Genomic DNA, 16,696 nt, shown 5'->3' with positions numbered 1-16,696 from the left:
CGCGTATTGCAGCCGCGCACCGCGTGGCCTTCAGCGGCCGCGGTGCCGTTCGAGCAGCGCCTTGCGCGTGCCCTCGTGCTCGAACTGCGCGAGCCACCATTCGAGCGCGCGCCCCGGCTTGCCCGCGCTGCGCACGCGCCACGCGCAGTGCATGGTGCCCAGCGGCGGCTGGCGTTCGGTCTGCAGTTCGACAAGGTGGCCGGCCTCGATGTAGGGCCGCGCCATCGGCTCGGGCAAGAAGCCGCCGCCCAGGCCGTGCAGTTGCGCGGCGATCTTGGCCTGCATGCTGGGCACGGTGAGCACGTCCTGCCCGCCGACGAGGTTCACGGTCATGCTCGGCCCGCTGCGCACCGAGTCGGCCGCGGCCACCGCGCGGTGCTGGCGCAGCACCGCGTCGCTCAGCGGCTGCGGCAGGCGCGCGAGCGGATGGTGCGGCGCCACCGCGAACACGAAGCGCAGTTCGCCGATCGGCCGGCTGCGGATGCCGGTGGCGGTGAAGGCCAGGCTCGCGGCATCGAGCACCGCGCCGATCGCCAGGTCGGCCTCGCCGCTGGTCAGCGCCTCGATGGTGCCCAGCAGGGTTTCGTCACGCAGCTTCAAGCGCGTGGGCGGCTCAAGCGCGAAGAAGGCGGTGCACAGGTCGAGCAGCGGGTCGCGTGCGATCACGCTGTCGACCGCGATGGTCAGCATCGGCTCCCAGCCGGTGGCCACGCGCTTCACTCGGTTGGCCACGGCGTCGATCTCGCCGAGCAGGCGCGCGGCCTCGCGCAGCAGTTCGGCGCCGGCCTCGGTGATGCGGGCCTGGCGCGCGCTGCGGTCGAACAGCAGCACGTCCAGGGCGTCCTCGATCTGGCGCACGCGGTAGCTCAGCGCGCTGGGCACCAGGCCGAGCGCGCGCGCGGCGGCGGCGAAGCTGCCGGTGGTGGCCACCGTCTGCAGCATGGCCAGCGCGTCGGGGGTGAGGACGTCTCGGGCGCTCGTCATGGGGCGGGCTCCATCATTCAAATAATTTGAATGATGCCATCAAAACCGGGCGTCTTTCAGAGGGGGATGGAGGTCCAGAATTCTTCTCATCCGCTGCGCATCCGGCGCGGCCCACGACGAAAGCCCCGGCGCCCGAACCGGGTGGGGCAGCAAGGAGTTCGATATGTTGCAAGTGCGTAAATCCCAGGAACGCGGTTATGCCGACCATGGCTGGCTGCGCTCGTTCCACAGCTTTTCCTTCGCGGGGTACTACGATCCGGCCTACATGGGCTTCGGCAACCTGCGGGTGATCAACGAAGACCGCGTGGCGGCGGGCGCCGGCTTCGGCACCCACGGCCACCGGGACATGGAGATCATCAGCTACGTGCTCTCGGGCGAACTCGCGCACAAGGACAGCATGGGCAACATCGAATCCATTCCGCCGGGTGACGTGCAGCGCATGAGCGCCGGCCGTGGCGTGATGCACAGCGAGTTCAACCACAAGGCCGACGAGACCACGCACTTCCTGCAGATCTGGATCGAGCCCAAGGAACGCGGCATCACCCCCGGCTACGAGCAGAAGCAGTTCAGCGACGCCGAGAAGCGCGGCACCCTGCGCCTGGTGGCCTCGCCCGACGGCCGCGACGGCTCGGTGACGGTGAACGCCGACGCACGCCTGTTCGCCGGCCTGTTCGACGGCGACGAGACTGCTAGCCTGGCGCTCGACCCGCAACGCAAGAGCTACGTGCACCTGGTGCGCGGCGAGCTCGAAGTCAACGGCCAGAAGCTCGTGGGCGGCGACGCCGCGATGCTCGAAGGCGAATCGCAACTCACGCTCGGCGCCGGCAAGGATGCCGAAGTGCTGGTGTTCGACCTGACGGCCTGAGACGGCGTCCTTTTCTTTGTTCCTTTCGCTTCAACAACCAACGAGGAGTTTTCACCATGGCCATTACCACCACAACCACCGCCCCCAACGCTGCCCAGGACACCCTGGCACTCATCGGCCGCGTGCTGCTTGCAGCGCTGTTCGTGCCCGCCGGCTTCGGCAAGCTCATGGGCTTCGCCGGCACCGTGGGGTACATCTCCTCGGTGGGCGCACCGCTGCCGCAGGTGGCGGCGGTCATCGCGATCGTCGTGGAGCTGGGGCTCGGCTTGCTGCTGCTGGTCGGCTTCAAGACGCGCGTGTCGGCCATCGTGCTGGCGATCTTCACCGTGGCCGCGGCCGTGATGTTCCACAACTACTGGGGCATGCCTGCCGACAAGGCCTTCGTGAACCAGCTGATGTTCTTCAAGAACATCGCGATCGCCGGTGGCCTTCTGGCTTTCGCGGCCTTCGGCGCCGGCCGTTTCAGCATCGATAAAAAGTAAGCTCGCTCCACCCAGGCCGCGCACACCTCGTGGGCGCGGCCTGCCGACTTCATCGCTTCTTTGAGGAAATCCGTTTCATGGCAAACATCGTCGTTGTCTTCCATTCCGGCTACGGCCACACCCAGCGCGTGGCCCAGGCCGTGGCCGACGGGGCGGGCGCGCAGCTGCTCGCCATCGACGCCGACGGCAACCTGCCGGCCGGTGGCTGGGAGACGCTGGCCGCGGCCGACGCGATCATCTTCGGCTCGCCGACCTACATGGGCGGCGTGAGCTGGCAGTTCAAGAAATTCGCCGACGCGTCGTCCAAGGTCTGGTACACGCAAGGCTGGAAAGACAAGCTCTTCGCCGGCTTCACCAACAGCGCCACGATGAACGGCGACAAGGTCACGACCATGACCTACCTGTGGACGCTGGCGATGCAGCACAGCGGCATCTGGGTCAGCATGGGCATCCTGCCGACCAACAACAAGGCGGCCACGCGCGACGCGATGAACTACGTCGGCGGCTACGGCGGCCTGCTCACGCAGTCGCCCTCGGACGCGAGCCCGGCCGAGATGCCCAAGGGCGACCTGGAAACCGCGCGTGCCTTCGGCGAGCGCGTGGGCGCGGTGGCAAGATCACGCGCATAACGCCCCCAAAGAACTTCGCCCACAAGGACCCCACGATGACCGACACCATCCCTGAAATCCAATTGCTGCGGCCCCACGACAAGGACCTGGGCGGTGGCTTCAACGTGCGGCGCGTGCTGCCGGCGGCGCAGCGCCGCTCGGTCGGACCCTTCGTGTTCTTCGACCACTTCGGCCCGGCCACCGAGCAGCCCGGCAACGCGCACGACGTGCGCCCGCACCCGCACATCGGCCTGTCGACGGTCACCTACCTGTTCGAGGGCGCGATGATGCACCGCGACAGCCTCGGCAGCGTGCAGGAGATCCAGCCCGGCGCCATCAACTGGATGACCGCGGGGCGCGGCATCGTGCACTCCGAGCGCAAGCCCGAGCGCCTCTTGGCCGACACTTTCGTGAACCACGGCCTGCAGCTGTGGGCCGCGTTGCCGCAGGCCCATGAAGAGGTCGAACCCAGCTTCGAGCACACGCCGGCCGACGCCATTCCCGAGCTGACGGTGCAGGGCGTGCCGGTGCGCGTGCTGGTGGGCGAGGCCTTCGGCGTGCGCTCGCCGGTGAAGACGCTGGCGCAGACGGTCTACCTGGACATCGCGCTGCCGGCCGGCGGCCGTTTCGAGCTGCCCGCGCTGGCGCCCGAACTCGCGGTCTACATGGTCGACGGCGATGCGCTGGTGAACGGCGAGCCGGCGCCCGCCCACACGATGGCGGTGCTGCCCGACGGGCAGGGCGCGGTGTTCACTGCCGACGCCGCCGTGCGCCTGATGGTCATCGGCGGCGAGCCGCTGGACGGCCCGCGCTACATCACCTGGAATTTCGTCTCGAGCCGGCGTGAGCGCATCCTCGAAGCCGGCGCCGACTGGGCCGCGCAGCGCATGGGCCACGTGCCCGGCGAGACCGAGTTCATTCCGCTGCCGGGCAAGCCCTTCGGCGTGCGCGAGCCCGACACGGGCACCACGCCGGTCTGAGTCTTCCGTTTATTGCTTGATGCCGATGTCCGGGTCTTCCGAGGCCCGGGCGCTGGCATCGGAGGCGCGCGCGCTGAGGTCGGGCGCCAGGGCCCGGCGGCCGTCGAACACGAAGCAATCGCCGTGGTAGTGCGCGCCGCCGACGTCCTCGAAGTACTTGAGGATGCCGCCTTCGAGCTGCAGCACGTGCTCCACGCCTTCCTCGCGCATGAGGATGGCCGCCTTCTCGCAGCGGATGCCGCCGGTGCAGAAGCTCACCACCGTCTTGCCCTCGAAGTCGGCGCGGTGCGCCTTCAGGGCGGGCGGGAACTCGGTGAACTTGGTGATGCGCCAGTCGATCGCGCCGTCGAAGGTGCCTTCGTCGACCTCGAAGTCGTTGCGCGTGTCCAGCATCACGATCTTGCGGCCCTCGTCGTCGTGGCCCTGGTCGAGCCAGCGTTTGAGCGTGGGCGCGTCCACGCCGGGCGCGCGGCCGGCGGCGGGCTGGATGGCCGGGTGGTCCATGCGGATGATCTCGCGCTTGAGCTTCACCAGCATGCGCCGGAAAGGCTGCGTGGCCGACCAGCTTTCCTTGGTTTCGAGGTCGGCAAAGCGCGCATCGGCGCGCAGGTCGGCCAGGAAGGCGTGGATGGCCTGCGCCGTCCCCGCCAGAAACAGGTTGATACCTTCGGGCGCCAGCAGGATCGTGCCCATCAGGCCCAGGGCCTGCGCGCGCTCGCGCAGGGTCTCACGCAGCACGGGGCTGTCGTTGATGCCCACGAACTTGTAGGCGGCGATATTCAAAATCTCTTGCACGGGGCGGGATTGTAGGGATCACCGCACCACATCGTGGGGTGGCGCTTCCTACAATCGACGGATGTTTGTTCACCTGCGTCTGCACACCGAGTTTTCCGTCGTCGATGGCACGAATCGAATCGACGAAGTCATCAAGGCCGCCGCTGCCGACAAGCAGCCTGCGCTGGCCATCACCGACCTGAACAACCTGTTCGGGACGGTCAAGTTCTACAAGCAGGGCCGGGGCAAGGGCGTCAAGCCCGTCATCGGCGCTGAAATCTTCATCGACGGGCTGGGCAAGGAGCCCGGCGCGCTGACCCGCCTCATTCTGCTGGTGCAGAACATGGAGGGCTACCTCAACCTGTCGGAGCTGCTCGCCCGCGCCTGGACGCAGAACGTGGGCCGCGGCCAGTCGCAGGCGGCCTGCAAGCTCGAATGGCTGCAGGAGCTGCAGGGCGGCCTGATCGCGCTGTCGGGCGCGCAGGCCGGGCCGCTGGGCCAGCCGCTGCTGCAAGGCCAGGAAGAGCGCGCCGCCGAACTGGCGCTGCAACTGGCGGGCATGTTCCCGCACCGTTTCTACATCGAGCTGCAGCGCGCCGGCCGCCCCGAAGACGAGCCGCACGTGATCGCGGCCGTGAAGCTCGCGGCCCGCCTGAAGCTGCCGGTGGTCGCCACGCACCCGGTGCAGTTCGCCGAGCGCCAGGACTACGAGGCGCACGAGGCGCGCGTGTGCATTTCCGAAGGCGAAATCCTCGGCAACCCGCGCCGCGTGCGCAAGTTCACCGAAGAGCAGTACTTCAAGTCGAGCGCCGAGATGCAGGCGCTGTTTGCCGACGTGCCCAGCGCGCTGGCCAACACGGTCGAAATCGCCAAGCGCTGCAACCTCACGCTGGTGCTCGGCAAGCCGCAGCTGCCCGACTTTCCCACGCCCTTCATCAGCGAAGGCGTGCGCATGCCGATCGGCGAGTTCTTCCGTCAGGAGTCGTTCGACGGGCTGGAGGTGCGACTGAAGCACCTGTACCCCGACGAAGCCAAGCGCGAGGCCGAACGGCCGCGCTACGTGGAGCGCCTGGAGTTCGAGATCAACACGATCCTGAACATGGGCTTCCCCGGCTACTTCCTGATCGTGGGCGACTTCATCAAGTGGGCCAAGGAAAACGGCTGCCCCGTGGGCCCGGGCCGGGGCTCGGGTGCGGGTTCTCTCGTGGCCTACGCGCTGAAGATCACCGACCTCGACCCGCTCGAATACAAGCTGCTGTTCGAACGTTTCCTGAACCCCGAACGCGTCTCGATGCCCGACTTCGACATCGACTTCTGCCAGGGCAACCGGGACCGCGTGATCGACTACGTGAAGGACAAGTACGGCCGCAACGCCGTGAGCCAGATCGCCACCTTCGGCACCATGGCCGCGCGCGCGGCCATCCGCGACGTGGGCCGCGTGCTCGACATGAGCTACATGTTCTGCGACGGCATCAGCAAGCTGATCCCGAACAAGCCGGGCATGTCGGTCACGCTGCAGTACCCGCCCGAAAAGAAGATCGAAGGCGACAAGAACAACTACGCCATCGAGATGGAGCCGCAGCTGGCGGAGCGCATCGAGAAGGAAGAAGAAGTCCGCATGCTGGTCGAGCTCGCGCAGAAGCTCGAAGGCATGACCCGCAACATCGGCATGCACGCCGGCGGCGTGCTCATCGCGCCGGGCAAGCTCACCGACTTCTGCCCGCTGTACCAGCAGCCCGGCAGCGAATCGGCCGTGAGCCAGTACGACAAGGACGACGTCGAAGCCATCGGCCTCGTGAAGTTCGACTTCTTGGGCCTGGCCACGCTCACGATCCTGGAGATCGCGCGCGAGTTCATCATGAAGCGCCACAAGGGTCAGGAGAACTTCGCGTTCGAGAACATCCCGCTGAACGACGGGCCGACCTACCGCCTGTTCTCCGACGGCAAGACCGAGGCCGTGTTCCAGTTCGAATCCCGCGGCATGCAGGGCATGCTGAAGGACGCTCGGCCCACGCGCCTGGAAGACCTGATCGCGCTGAACGCGCTGTACCGTCCGGGCCCGATGGACCTGATTCCCAGCTTCGTGGCGCGCAAGCACGGCCGCGAAGACGTGGAGTACCCGCACCCGGCCGTGGCCGAGGTGCTCTCCGAGACCTACGGGATCATGGTCTACCAGGAGCAGGTGATGCAGACCGCGCAGATCCTGGGCGGTTACTCGCTCGGCGGCGCCGACTTGCTGCGTCGCGCGATGGGCAAGAAGAAGCTCGAGGAAATGGCCGAACACCGCGAGAAGTTCCGCGCGGGCGCGCTGTCCACGCACGGCATCGTGCAGGACAAGGCCGACGAAATCTTCGACTTGATGGAGAAGTTCGCGGGCTACGGCTTCAACAAGTCGCACGCCGCCGCCTACTCGCTGCTGGCGTACCACACGGGCTGGCTCAAGGTCCACTACACGGCCGAGTTCTTCTGCGCCAACATGACCGTGGAAATGGACGACACGGACAAGCTCAAGCTGCTGTTCGAAGACGCCCAGAAGAATTTCAACATCACCTTCGAGCCGCCGGACGTGAACCGCGGCAACTACCGCTTCGAGCCCGTCACCAACCGGATCATCCGCTACGGCCTGGGCGCCGTGAAGGGCACGGGCCAGCTCGCGGTCGAGGCCGTGGTGCGGGCGCGCGAAGAGGGCGGGCCATTCAAGAGCCTGTACGACTTCTGCGTGCGCATCGACCGCCAGCGCATCAACAAGCGCACGGTCGAGGCGCTCATCAAGGCCGGCGCGTTCGACGCCATCCAGCAGAACCGCGCCTCGCTCATCGCCTCGGTCGACCGCGCCTTCGAGTTCGCCATTGCCACGGCGGCCAATGCCTCGCAGGCCGACATCTTCGGCGACTGCGAGCACGGCTCGGCCACGCAGGAACCCGACCTGGTCGATGCCACGCCCTGGGGCGTGAAGGAGCGCCTGACCTTCGAGAAGACGGCCGTCGGCTTCTACCTGTCGGGCCACCTGTTCGACGAGGTCTCGCACGAGGTGCGGCGCTTTTGCAAGCGCGAGATCGGCGACCTGCTCGACAGCCGCGACCCGCAGGTCATCGCCGGCATCGTGAGCGACTTCCGCGTCATCAACGGCCAGCGCGGCCGGCTGGCGATCTTCAAGCTGGACGACAAGTCGGAGTCCATCGACGCCACGGCCGACGAGGCGCTCATCAACGCCAACCGCAACACGCTGAAGGACGACGAGCTCGTCATCGTGAGCGGCAAGCTGCAGCCCGCACGCGGCGGCTTCGAAGCGCGCTTCCAGGTGCAGCAGGTGTGGGACCTGGCCTCGGCGCGCTGCCGCTTCGGCAAGTTCCTGCGTGTGGCGGTCAACGGCAAGGTGCCGGAGATCGCGCGCCTCTTGAAAGACTTTCCGGCGCGCACCGAGCAGACCGAGGTCGGCGACCTGGTGCACGGCCTGCCCGTGCGTCTGTCGATGGCGCGGGGCGGGGCGCAGGTCGAGTTGCAATTGGGCGAGCGCGCCAAGTTCTTCCCGACCGATGCGGCGCTCGCGAGCTGGACCGCGCAGGCCGAAGCGGGCAAGGCGCAGGTCATCTACGATTGATCGGGCCCCGCGGTCCCGCTGCCCCGGGGAACCTCGGGGCCCGCGCGCGGTCCATCAGTCTGTTGCAACCTGGCCTTGGGCCACTCACAGGAGGAATGACCGCATGCATTTCAAGAAGATCATCAAGACCACCGCATTGACGTTCGGCGTGGCGCTGCCCATGGCCGCGGCCTGGGCCCAGTACGCCGGCCCGAGCTCGGTGCCGAACCTGACGGTCAAGCAGCTGATCGAGACCGGCCAGGACGACCAGCACGCCACGGTGCGCGGCTTCATCGTCTCGCACGACGGCGGCGAGCACTACACCTTCGCCGACGACACGGGGCGCCTGAAGGTCGAGATCGACGCCAAGTACTTCCCGCCGGGCGTGAAGATCGACGACAAGGTGCGCGTCGAGCTCAGCGGCGAGTTCGACAAGGACCGGCTCACCGGCAAGACCGAACTCGACGTGAAGCGCGTCATCACCGTCCTGCGCTGACCCCCGCCTTTTTCCCGAGCGCCTGTTCGACCTGGTCGAGCACGGCCTCGGGGGCGTGCAGCCAGTCCTTGGCCAGCACCTGCATCACCTGCCAGCCGAACGCGTCGAGGATGCGCGGACGCGAGACGTAGCGTTCCAGCACGTTGTGGCGCGTGCCGTCCTGCGCCGCGCCATCCACGAGGAGGCCCAGCGCATAGTGGCCCTGGCCCGATGCGCGCACCGCGAGGTCGCAGCGAAAACGCGACTGCCCCACCTGTTCGTCCACCGCATGGCCGCGTGCGCGCAGCGCCTGCGCGATCTGCGCCGTGACCTCGTCCGTGCGCGCCTGCCGCACCACGTGGCCACGCGCCAGCGGGTTCATGCCTTCGAGCACGCGCCGCGCCGTGTCCTCGTCGCCGCGTGACAGGCACTCGGCATAGCGCAGGAAGTTCTTCAGCGCCGCCGCGCCTTCGTTGTGGTCGTCGGTGATCGCCTCGTGGCGGATGGTCGAGACCACTGCCATGTGGTGCTTGGCACGGCTGAAGATCACGTTCAGCCGCTTCTCGCCGCCGCGCTGGTTGATGGGACCGAAGTTCATCAGCATGCGGCCCTCGGGGTTGGGGCCGTAGCAGATGCTCAGGATGATGATGTCGCGCTCGTCGCCCTGCACGTTCTCCAGGTTCTTGATGAAGAGGCCGCAGAACTGGTCGTCTTCCTCGCGCACGTACTCGGCCTCCAGCCGCGCCGCAAAGTCGGCATCGACCGCGCCGAGCGCGTTCAGCTCTTCCTCGATCTCGCCTTGTTGCGCTTCCGAGAATGCCACGATGCCCAGGCTGCGCCCGGTCTCGCGCCGCAGCAGCTCGCGCACCAGCTGCGCGATGTGGCGCGCCTCGCCGTCGTTGATGCGGTTCTCGTACACCGCATCGGCCACGCGGTGGAAGCTGATGGCGCGCGAGAGCAGGGCGTCGACCTGCGCCTTCACGGACTCGTCGGTCGGGCTGCGCGACTGCACCACGATCTCGCCGCGCTCGGGCGCGGGCAGGCTGCGGTCGGGAATGGTGTACAGGTTGCCCGCGTAGAAGGCCGCGTTCGAAAAGCCGATGAGCGATTCGTAGCGGCTGCGGTAGTGCCAGGCCAGCAGCGTGGCCGGCAGGTTGCGCGCGCCCTGGTTCAGCAGGCTGTCGGAGTCGAGCACGACGGCGATGCGTTCGCCTTCCTCGCCGCTTTCTGCATCGTCGCCTGCCACCGACACGGTGTCTTCCTCGGCGTCGCGGCCCGACGAGAAGAAGCTGGTCGGCGGCAGCTGCATCTCGTCGCCCACCACGATGATCTGCGGCGCGCGGTACAGCGCGGGCACAGCTTCTTCGACCGGGATCTGGCTGGCCTCGTCGAAGATCACCACGTCGAACAGGTCGGCCGCGAGCGGCAGCGTGTCGGACACCGACAGCGGGCTCATGAGCCAGATGGGCTTCATGTCGCGCACCACGCGGCCGGTGTCGCCGCTGGCGAGTTCGCGGATCGCCTTGTAGCGCATGGTCTTGCCGAACTCGTGCTCGAGCTCGCGGCGGCCCGCGTTGTAGCTCTTCTTGAAGACCTTGCCGTCGGCGTCGAGCTGGCTCGCGGGCAGGGCGCTCTTCTGCACATGGTCGCGGAAGCGCTGGCGCACCGCGGCGGCGAGCGTGCGTGCGTTGCGTTCGAGCAGCTTGCGTTCGCCTTCGCCCAGGCGCTGTGCGTGGCGCGCGAGCGTGGCGCCGTCGAAGCGCGGCAGCCAGCGCTCGGTGCGGTAGACACGCTCCAGCCCTTCGCGCGCGACGGCGTACTCGATCGCCTCGGGCGGCAGCGGCAGGGTGCGCAGCGCGGCGGCCACGGCCGGGTCGGCGTCGGCCAGTTCCTGCAGCGGCTGGAGCACCGACGGCAGCGCGTCGGCCTGGTCGCGCAGCGTGCGGGCCAGCGCGTCGAGCGCGTCCAGCGGTTGCGCGCCGGCGTCGTGCAGCAGGTCGTGCCAGAGGGCGTCGAGCGTGTCGACGCGCGGTGCGGCGGCGACGAGCTGTTCGACGCTGCGGCGGGCCGCGTCGGTGCGCAGGTGGACTTGGAACGCCGCGCGCAGGCCGGCGCCGCCGTCGATGCCGCGCATCGCCTGCAGCTGCTGCGCGAAGGCGTCGGCGTCGGTGCAGCCGTAGTCGGCCTCGATGCGTGCCGCCTGCTGGTCGAGCGCGGTGCGCGCGGCCTGTTCGGCGCGCAGGTCTTCGAGGAGCTGGCTGAACTGCGGGCGCACGGCATGCGCGGCGAAGTCGTAGCGGCGCTTGAGTTCGCCCGACAGGCGCCACCACGAGGGCTGCAGCCAGCGCAACAGCGAACCTTGTTGCGCGCGGGCCTGGGCAAGCGCGGCTTCGGTGTCGCCGGGCGAGAGCTTGTCGCGCCAGTGGGCGGTGCGCTGCAGCTGCGCGTCGAGCGCTTGCTGCAACGTGCGCTTGTCGTTCAGGGCGATGCCGAGCGCAAGGCTGCTCGGGTGCGCCGCGTCGAGCAGCGCCAGCTGGCCGCGCGCGGCCAGCGAGGCGACGCTGCGCGCATCGGCCACCACGGCCAGCGCATCGCGCCACAGCACGCCGGCCTCGGCCAGCGGCGGCCAGGCGTCGACCAGCGCATCGCGGCAGGGGGCGCTCAGGTCGATGGCGCGTTCGCTGCGTTCGACCAGCCGCGCCAGCGGTTTCTCCTGCGCGAGCAGCGAGGGCGCGAGCTGCGCGAACACATGCTGCGCGAAGCTGGGCGCGCCCAGGCTCTCGGTCACGGCCAGGTGCAGGCGCGACACCAGCTCCGCATGCCGGCGCCAGGCTGCGAAGGCCGGCAATGCTTCGGCCTGCACCGGCGTGAGCGACGGGTCGCTGGCCTTGAGCGTCACCAGCCGCGACAGCAGCTCGCGCAGCGTCACGGCGATGTGTTCGGGCACGTCGTGCATGGCGGCGTCGAAGCGTTCGAGCGCGCGCAGGTCGAGGTCCATGGCGTCGAGCACCTGCGTGCGCTCGGTGCTTTCCTGCGCCAGCGTGCCGGGCGCCTCGAGCCACAGCTCGTAGGTCTTGCGCAGGTTCTGCACGAAGGCCTTCTTGTCGCCCTGCGAGTCGTGGATCATGCAGCACAGCTCGTCCAGTCCCTGCTGGCGCAGGCGGTGGAACACGACGTCGATGGCGGCGCGCTTCTCGCAGACGAACAGCACGCGCTGGCCGCGGCCCACGTAGTCGGCGATCAGGTTGGTGATGGTCTGCGACTTTCCCGTGCCCGGCGGGCCCTGGATGATGTAGCTCGTGCCGGTGCGCGCGAGCGCCACCGCGGCGGTCTGCGTGGCGTCGGCCTGCACCACGGGCCACTGGTCGGCCAGCGGCAGGGCGGGCGGCGTCTCGCCGTCGACGCGGCGCGGCTGCAGCGAGAACACGCGGTCGAAGGCCTCGCTCGCCAGGTCGGATTCGGCCAGCCCCGAGTAGTCGCGCACCAGCGACATCTTGCGGTGGTTGAAGTTGCCCAGCGTCACGGCCGTGAGGTCGATGTCCCACTGGTAGGGGTTGCCGCTGCTCTCGCGCAGCGCGAAGGTCTTGCGCTCGGTGTCGTCGACCGCCGTGGCCGCCATCTGCGGCGCGCGCGGCTGCGGCGCGCCACCGATGGCCTCGCGCACCGGCAGCGGCACGGGGCGCACGCGCGCATGGAACAGCTGCAGCCCGCGCGGGCGGAAGTCGTCCTGCGCGTAGCTGAAGTCTTGCGCGGCCACCGGCACCGCCGAGGGCGAGCGCACGCGGGTGCGGCGCTTGAACTGTTCGAGCCGCTGGCGTGCGCGCTGGTGCATCACGGCGATCTCGGGCTGCTTCACCAGCCGCAGCTGCACGCCGGGCTCGCTCTGCGCGATCTGCGCCGACAACTGGGCGTGGAACTGTTCGAGCGAGGTCTCGCGCAGGTCCACCGTCTCGGGCAGCGCGATGCCGTAGAGCTGACGCAGGTGATGCCGCAGCGTGGGGTTCACCTGCGCCTCGCTGGCCGAGGCTTCGAGCAGGTACTGGTCGCGCACGCCTTTCTTGCGCGTGAGCTCCACCGGCAGCATCAGCAGCGGCGAGGCGATGCGCTCGGCGCGTTCGGCCTCGCCCTCCTTGAGGTTGTGCCAGCGCAGGAAGGCGATCACCAGCGACAGCTGCGAGAAGCCGTACTCGGCCCGGTCGCGCCGCGCCTCCTGCAGGATGCGGTCGAGCGCGCCGGGCAGGTAGGGCTGGTCTTCGAAGCGCAGCCAGCGCGCGAGCGGCACGGGGTCGCAGCTCGCGATGTCGGCGGCAAAGCGGCCGTCCCACACGCACAGCTGGTCGGTGCGGATGCTGTTGAGGTCGACCACCAGCGGCACGCTGGCGACGGTGAGGTTCACATGCGCCTGCGTCGGCTTGAAGTACAGCAGGCGGTTGCGCCGCGACAGGTCGAACAGCCGGTCGCGCAGGTGCAGCTGGATCGCCTGGCGGCGCTGGCCCGCGCCGTCTCTTGCGGGTGCGATGCGGTCCAGGCCGAGGTCGACGGGCTGGTCTCGGTAGGTCTCGAGGCGGCGGATGACCGAGGGCAGGTCGCGCGCGCGCTCGTGGCGGTCGAGCGCGGTCATCTCGAAGATCACGGCGGCCACCACCGGGTGCAGCCGGCGGTTCAGCTCGAACAGGTTGCCGCGGTGCGTGGCAAAGCGGGTCAGGTCGTCGCCGTCGGTGAAGTCGAGCCCGCACGACAGGCTGGCCAGCACCTGGCCCAGGCACAGGATGTCGCCGAGCGCGTCGTGGTGGCCCAGGCGCAGCTCCCACGCGGCGTAGCCGGGCAGGTAGACGGGGCGCGTGGGCACGGTGTCGGGGCCGGCATCGGGCATCACCGCGAGGTTCTCGAGCGCGACGCCGGCGTCGGCATCGACGGTCAGGCGCGTTTCGCCGACCACGCGCAGCACGGAGGCGGCGGGTTGTTCGAGCGGCGCGATGGCCTCGGGGTGGCGGCGCGGCGCGGTGCCTTCGGGCTGGGCCAGTGCCAGCGCGGGTTCGGCGGGCGCGTCGGTCACGCGGTAGGCGAAGGCGTTGCCGAGCGCGGCAACGTTGCCGAGTTCGTGCAGGGCCGAGACCTCGCGCAGCAGCGGCAGCACGAGCTTGAGCACATCGTCGGTCTGCAGACCGCCGTGGGCCTCGGCGGTGGCGAGCAGTTGCAGGAGCGGGGCGGGAGCGAGAGTCATGCGGCGGCGGCCTGCGAAGAAGACGACGGGGTGGTGGCGGCCTTGTCGAGCAAGGCGGCGGCATCGCGCTTGACGCGGGTGAAGTTGCGCTTGGAAAGACCCAGGTCTTTCAGCACGCGCTGTTCGAAGGGCGTGTCGCAGCCGAGCGCATCGGCCAGGCCCAGCGCGGCGGCGAGGGTGACGTCGTCCACCTCGGGATCGGCGGCGACGAAGTCGACCAGCACGCTGGCCAGGTAGTCGTGCAAGCCGGCGGGCGCGGGCTCGGGCAGCGGCATCGCCGACGTGGGCGGCGTGAAGTCGGGGAAGAAGCGGCGCGCATGCGCGAGCAGCGAGTCCGACTGCAGCACGGGCCGCTGCAGCAGCTGCGCCAGGGTGCCGCGCGTGAGCGCGCTCACGCGTTGTTGGCCGAGCATGTCGAGCGTGGACAGGTCGAGCGGACCTTCGAGCGCGGCGGCCAGCCATTCGTCGGCGTCGTGCTCGCGGCCGGCCCACAGGCGCAGCGCGCGGGCGCGCACGAACACTTCGGGGTGGCTCACGCCGCGCGTCTGCAATGCCTTGTTGCCGGGGTCTGCGCAGATTTCCTCGGCCTGCGCCAGGTAGCTCGCCACGTTGACCTGCGTGAGGCCGGTCTCGATCTTGATGAGCGCGCTCACGGCGGGCTCGAGCGCGCCGCAGGCCACGCAGCCGCCGCGGTCGGCAAAGGCCTCGGTGTACAGCGCATGGCGCCGCGCGGCCTGCAGGTGGCTCGCGTCGGCGCGCGGGTCGGACGCTGTGGCGTGCAGCAGGCGGTCGACGACGTGGTGCTTGCCGCCGTCGCGCTCCCACAGCAGGTAGTGCGCCAGCTCGTGGCCGAGCACGGCCTGGCGCTCGGGCGGCTGCAGTTTTTCGAGCAGCGGGCCCGAGAGCACGATGTGCGCCTCGCCCGGCACGACGTAGATCGCGGCGTTCATGGCCGCGCCGTCGCCGGACGGCGCCTGGTAGAGCGTGATGCGCGCCGTGACGCCCAGCCGCTGCGCGGCCAGGGTGGCGTCGGCATGCAGGTCGGGGTGCGCGTCGGCGTCGAGGCGGTAGGCGCTGCGCAGCAATTCGGCACGCATGGCGGCCGTGTGTTCTTCGCGCGCTTCGGCCGAAGCGGCCCAGCGCCAGGCCTCGGGTTCGTTCGCCTGGAGGTGGGCGGCCAGTGCCTGCTGGTAGGGCAGCGGCGTGAGGTCTTGGAGGCGAACGGCAGGGAAAGAGTCGACCATGTCAGGAGCGCCAGCAACAATGAGTTGCCGACGATCCTAAACGAGCGGGTGGTGTCGCTTGCAATCACCCACGATGTAGGTGATTGCGAGTGTCAGCGCTTGGGCTTGAGCGTGACGATCAGCGAAGGGAAGATGCGCCCGTCCGTGTCGCGCGGCAGCTTGTCGGTCTTGCGCAGGCCGCGTTCGGCCGCTTCGTCCCAGGCGGGCAGGCCGCTGGACTTGGCGAGCTTGACGCCGACGATGGTGCCGTCGGGTGCCAGCCGCACTTCGAACTCGGCCTCGGGGTTGCCGTTCACGCTGTCGGCATCGGGGAAGGTGATGTTCGGGCGCACGGCGGCAGCGATGCGGCCGGCGTAGCCGCTGGACGGACCGGACGAACGCTGGGCGTTGCCCTTGGCATCGTCGCTGCCGCTGGCGCCTGCCAGGCCCTGCATGCGCTTGAGCGTCGCAGCGCGGTCGGCGGCGGCCTGCTTGGCAGCCGCCTCCGCCTTCTTCGCTTCGGCCTGCTTGGCCTCGGTTTCCTGCTGCTTCTTCTGCTCGGCCAGCTTCTTCTGCTGCTCTTTCTTGCGCTCGGCTTCTTCCTCGGCGCGCTCCTTGGCCTCGAGCTCCTTCTTCTTTTGCTGCTGCACGCGCTGCTGCTCGAGCTCGCGCTCCTTCTGCGCCTTCTGTTCCTTGAGCTTCTTCTCGCGCTCCAGCGCGATGTCGGGCGCAGGGGCGGGCGCCGGCTCGGGCGGCTTGACGGCTGGGGGAGGCGGCGGGGGCGGTGCGGGCGCAGGCGGCGGCGGTGCGGGCACGGGGGCCGGCGGCTCCGGCACCGACAGGCGCGGGGCGGCCTGCATCACCGTGGTGGACCACAGCTCGGCATCGACCGCGCCGTCGTCGGCTTCGCTGCGCCAGCGCACGCCCCAGGTGAGGGCGGCGATCAGCAGCGCATGGGCAATGAGGGCGAGCGCAACCGCGCGGGGCGTGCCGCGCTGCGGCGGCGGCGCGAACTCGGGGCGATCCAGGGCGAGCGACATGCCTTATTTGCCGCCCGTGGTCGTGACCGACAACCCCACGCGCTCGATGCCGCTGCGCTTGAGCTGGTTCATCGCCTTCACGACGGTTTCGTACTTCACCGACTTGTCGGCGCTGATGACCACGGGGCGCTGGGCGTCGCCGCCTTGCGCAGCCTTTGCCGCCGAGCCGATCTGCGTCATGGGAATCGACGCGCCGCCGGTGCCGGTGGACGGGTCTTTCTTGATCTGCACTTCGTCGTCGCTCTTGATGACGATCTCGATGGGCTTGTCGGGTTGCTTGTTGGCCCGGTCGACCGTCGGCAGGTTGATCACGCTCGGCGTGATGAGCGGGGCCGTGACCATGAAGATGATCAGCAGCACCAGCATCACGTCGATGAACGGGACCATGTTGATCTCGTTGATCGTGCGGCGGCCGCGGCCCCGGGATGAAACGGCGGGCATGTCGTCGCGTCCTTTGTCTT

The 16,696-nt window shown here is 69.2% G+C and carries 12 protein-coding genes; 6 read left to right on the top strand and 6 right to left on the bottom strand.

What is annotated here, in order from left to right; translation table 11 throughout:
- Window positions 1–30: 30 nt before the first annotated feature.
- Window positions 31–984 carry a LysR family transcriptional regulator gene (locus FFI97_RS08765; RefSeq protein ID WP_095947849.1) on the bottom strand — a complete coding sequence of 318 codons (954 nt, stop codon included), beginning with the start codon at window positions 982–984 and terminating at the stop codon, window positions 31–33.
- Between the two features lie 163 nt (window positions 985–1,147).
- On the opposite strand from FFI97_RS08765, the gene FFI97_RS08760 reads away from it, so the two are divergent.
- The 4 genes from FFI97_RS08760 (at window position 1,148) to FFI97_RS08745 (ending at window position 3,919) form a co-directional block, all read left to right on the top strand.
- Entirely contained in the window at window positions 1,148–1,849 is a 702-nt protein-coding gene (locus tag FFI97_RS08760; RefSeq protein WP_062481632.1) for a pirin family protein, read from the top strand.
- A gap of 56 nt (window positions 1,850–1,905) precedes the next feature.
- Complete coding sequence (locus FFI97_RS08755) at window positions 1,906–2,331, top strand: DoxX family protein (protein WP_172438299.1); 426 nt, start codon at window positions 1,906–1,908, stop codon at window positions 2,329–2,331.
- 77 nt (window positions 2,332–2,408) lie between these two features.
- A complete protein-coding gene (locus tag FFI97_RS08750) occupies window positions 2,409–2,960 on the top strand; it encodes a flavodoxin family protein (RefSeq protein ID WP_070060379.1) in 552 nt (183 codons plus the stop codon).
- Window positions 2,961–2,995: 35 nt separating this feature from the next.
- Window positions 2,996–3,919, top strand: a complete 924-nt coding sequence (locus FFI97_RS08745; protein WP_139705459.1) for a pirin family protein — start codon at window positions 2,996–2,998, stop codon at window positions 3,917–3,919.
- A gap of 9 nt (window positions 3,920–3,928) precedes the next feature.
- On the opposite strand, the gene FFI97_RS08740 is transcribed toward FFI97_RS08745, so the two are convergent.
- Window positions 3,929–4,714 carry a sulfurtransferase gene (locus FFI97_RS08740; RefSeq protein WP_139705461.1) on the bottom strand — a complete coding sequence of 262 codons (786 nt, stop codon included), beginning with the start codon at window positions 4,712–4,714 and terminating at the stop codon, window positions 3,929–3,931.
- 61 nt (window positions 4,715–4,775) lie between these two features.
- Here FFI97_RS08740 and dnaE point away from each other — a divergent pair, with 61 nt between their 5' ends.
- A complete protein-coding gene (gene dnaE, locus FFI97_RS08735) occupies window positions 4,776–8,294 on the top strand; it encodes a DNA polymerase III subunit alpha (RefSeq protein ID WP_139705463.1) in 3,519 nt (1,172 codons plus the stop codon).
- A 103-nt stretch (window positions 8,295–8,397) separates the two neighbouring features.
- Window positions 8,398–8,769 carry a YgiW/YdeI family stress tolerance OB fold protein gene (locus FFI97_RS08730; RefSeq protein ID WP_139705465.1) on the top strand — a complete coding sequence of 124 codons (372 nt, stop codon included), beginning with the start codon at window positions 8,398–8,400 and terminating at the stop codon, window positions 8,767–8,769.
- Here the strand turns inward: FFI97_RS08730 and FFI97_RS08725 are convergent.
- The 4 genes from FFI97_RS08725 to FFI97_RS08710 form a co-directional block, all read right to left on the bottom strand.
- Window positions 8,753–13,972 (bottom strand): AAA domain-containing protein, encoded by a 5,220-nt coding sequence (locus FFI97_RS08725; RefSeq protein WP_139705467.1) that lies wholly within the window; start codon window positions 13,970–13,972, stop codon window positions 8,753–8,755. The genes FFI97_RS08730 and FFI97_RS08725 overlap by 17 nt on opposite strands.
- Window positions 13,969–15,216, bottom strand: coding sequence for a M48 family metalloprotease (locus FFI97_RS08720; protein ID WP_139705469.1), 1,248 nt, complete (start codon window positions 15,214–15,216; stop codon window positions 13,969–13,971). The genes FFI97_RS08725 and FFI97_RS08720 overlap by 4 nt, the downstream gene beginning before the upstream one ends.
- 92 nt (window positions 15,217–15,308) lie before the next feature.
- A complete protein-coding gene (gene tolA, locus FFI97_RS08715) occupies window positions 15,309–16,235 on the bottom strand; it encodes a cell envelope integrity protein TolA (protein ID WP_139705471.1) in 927 nt (308 codons plus the stop codon).
- Window positions 16,236–16,238: 3 nt separating this feature from the next.
- Window positions 16,239–16,676 (bottom strand): ExbD/TolR family protein, encoded by a 438-nt coding sequence (locus FFI97_RS08710; RefSeq protein ID WP_070060386.1) that lies wholly within the window; start codon window positions 16,674–16,676, stop codon window positions 16,239–16,241.
- Window positions 16,677–16,696 lie beyond the last annotated feature (20 nt).

The organism is Variovorax sp. KBS0712 (assembly GCF_006323185.2).
GTDB lineage: Bacteria > Pseudomonadota > Gammaproteobacteria > Burkholderiales > Burkholderiaceae_C > Variovorax > Variovorax boronicumulans.
Note: the sequence above shows the minus strand (reverse complement) of the source record. Positions and strands in the feature narration are given on the sequence as shown.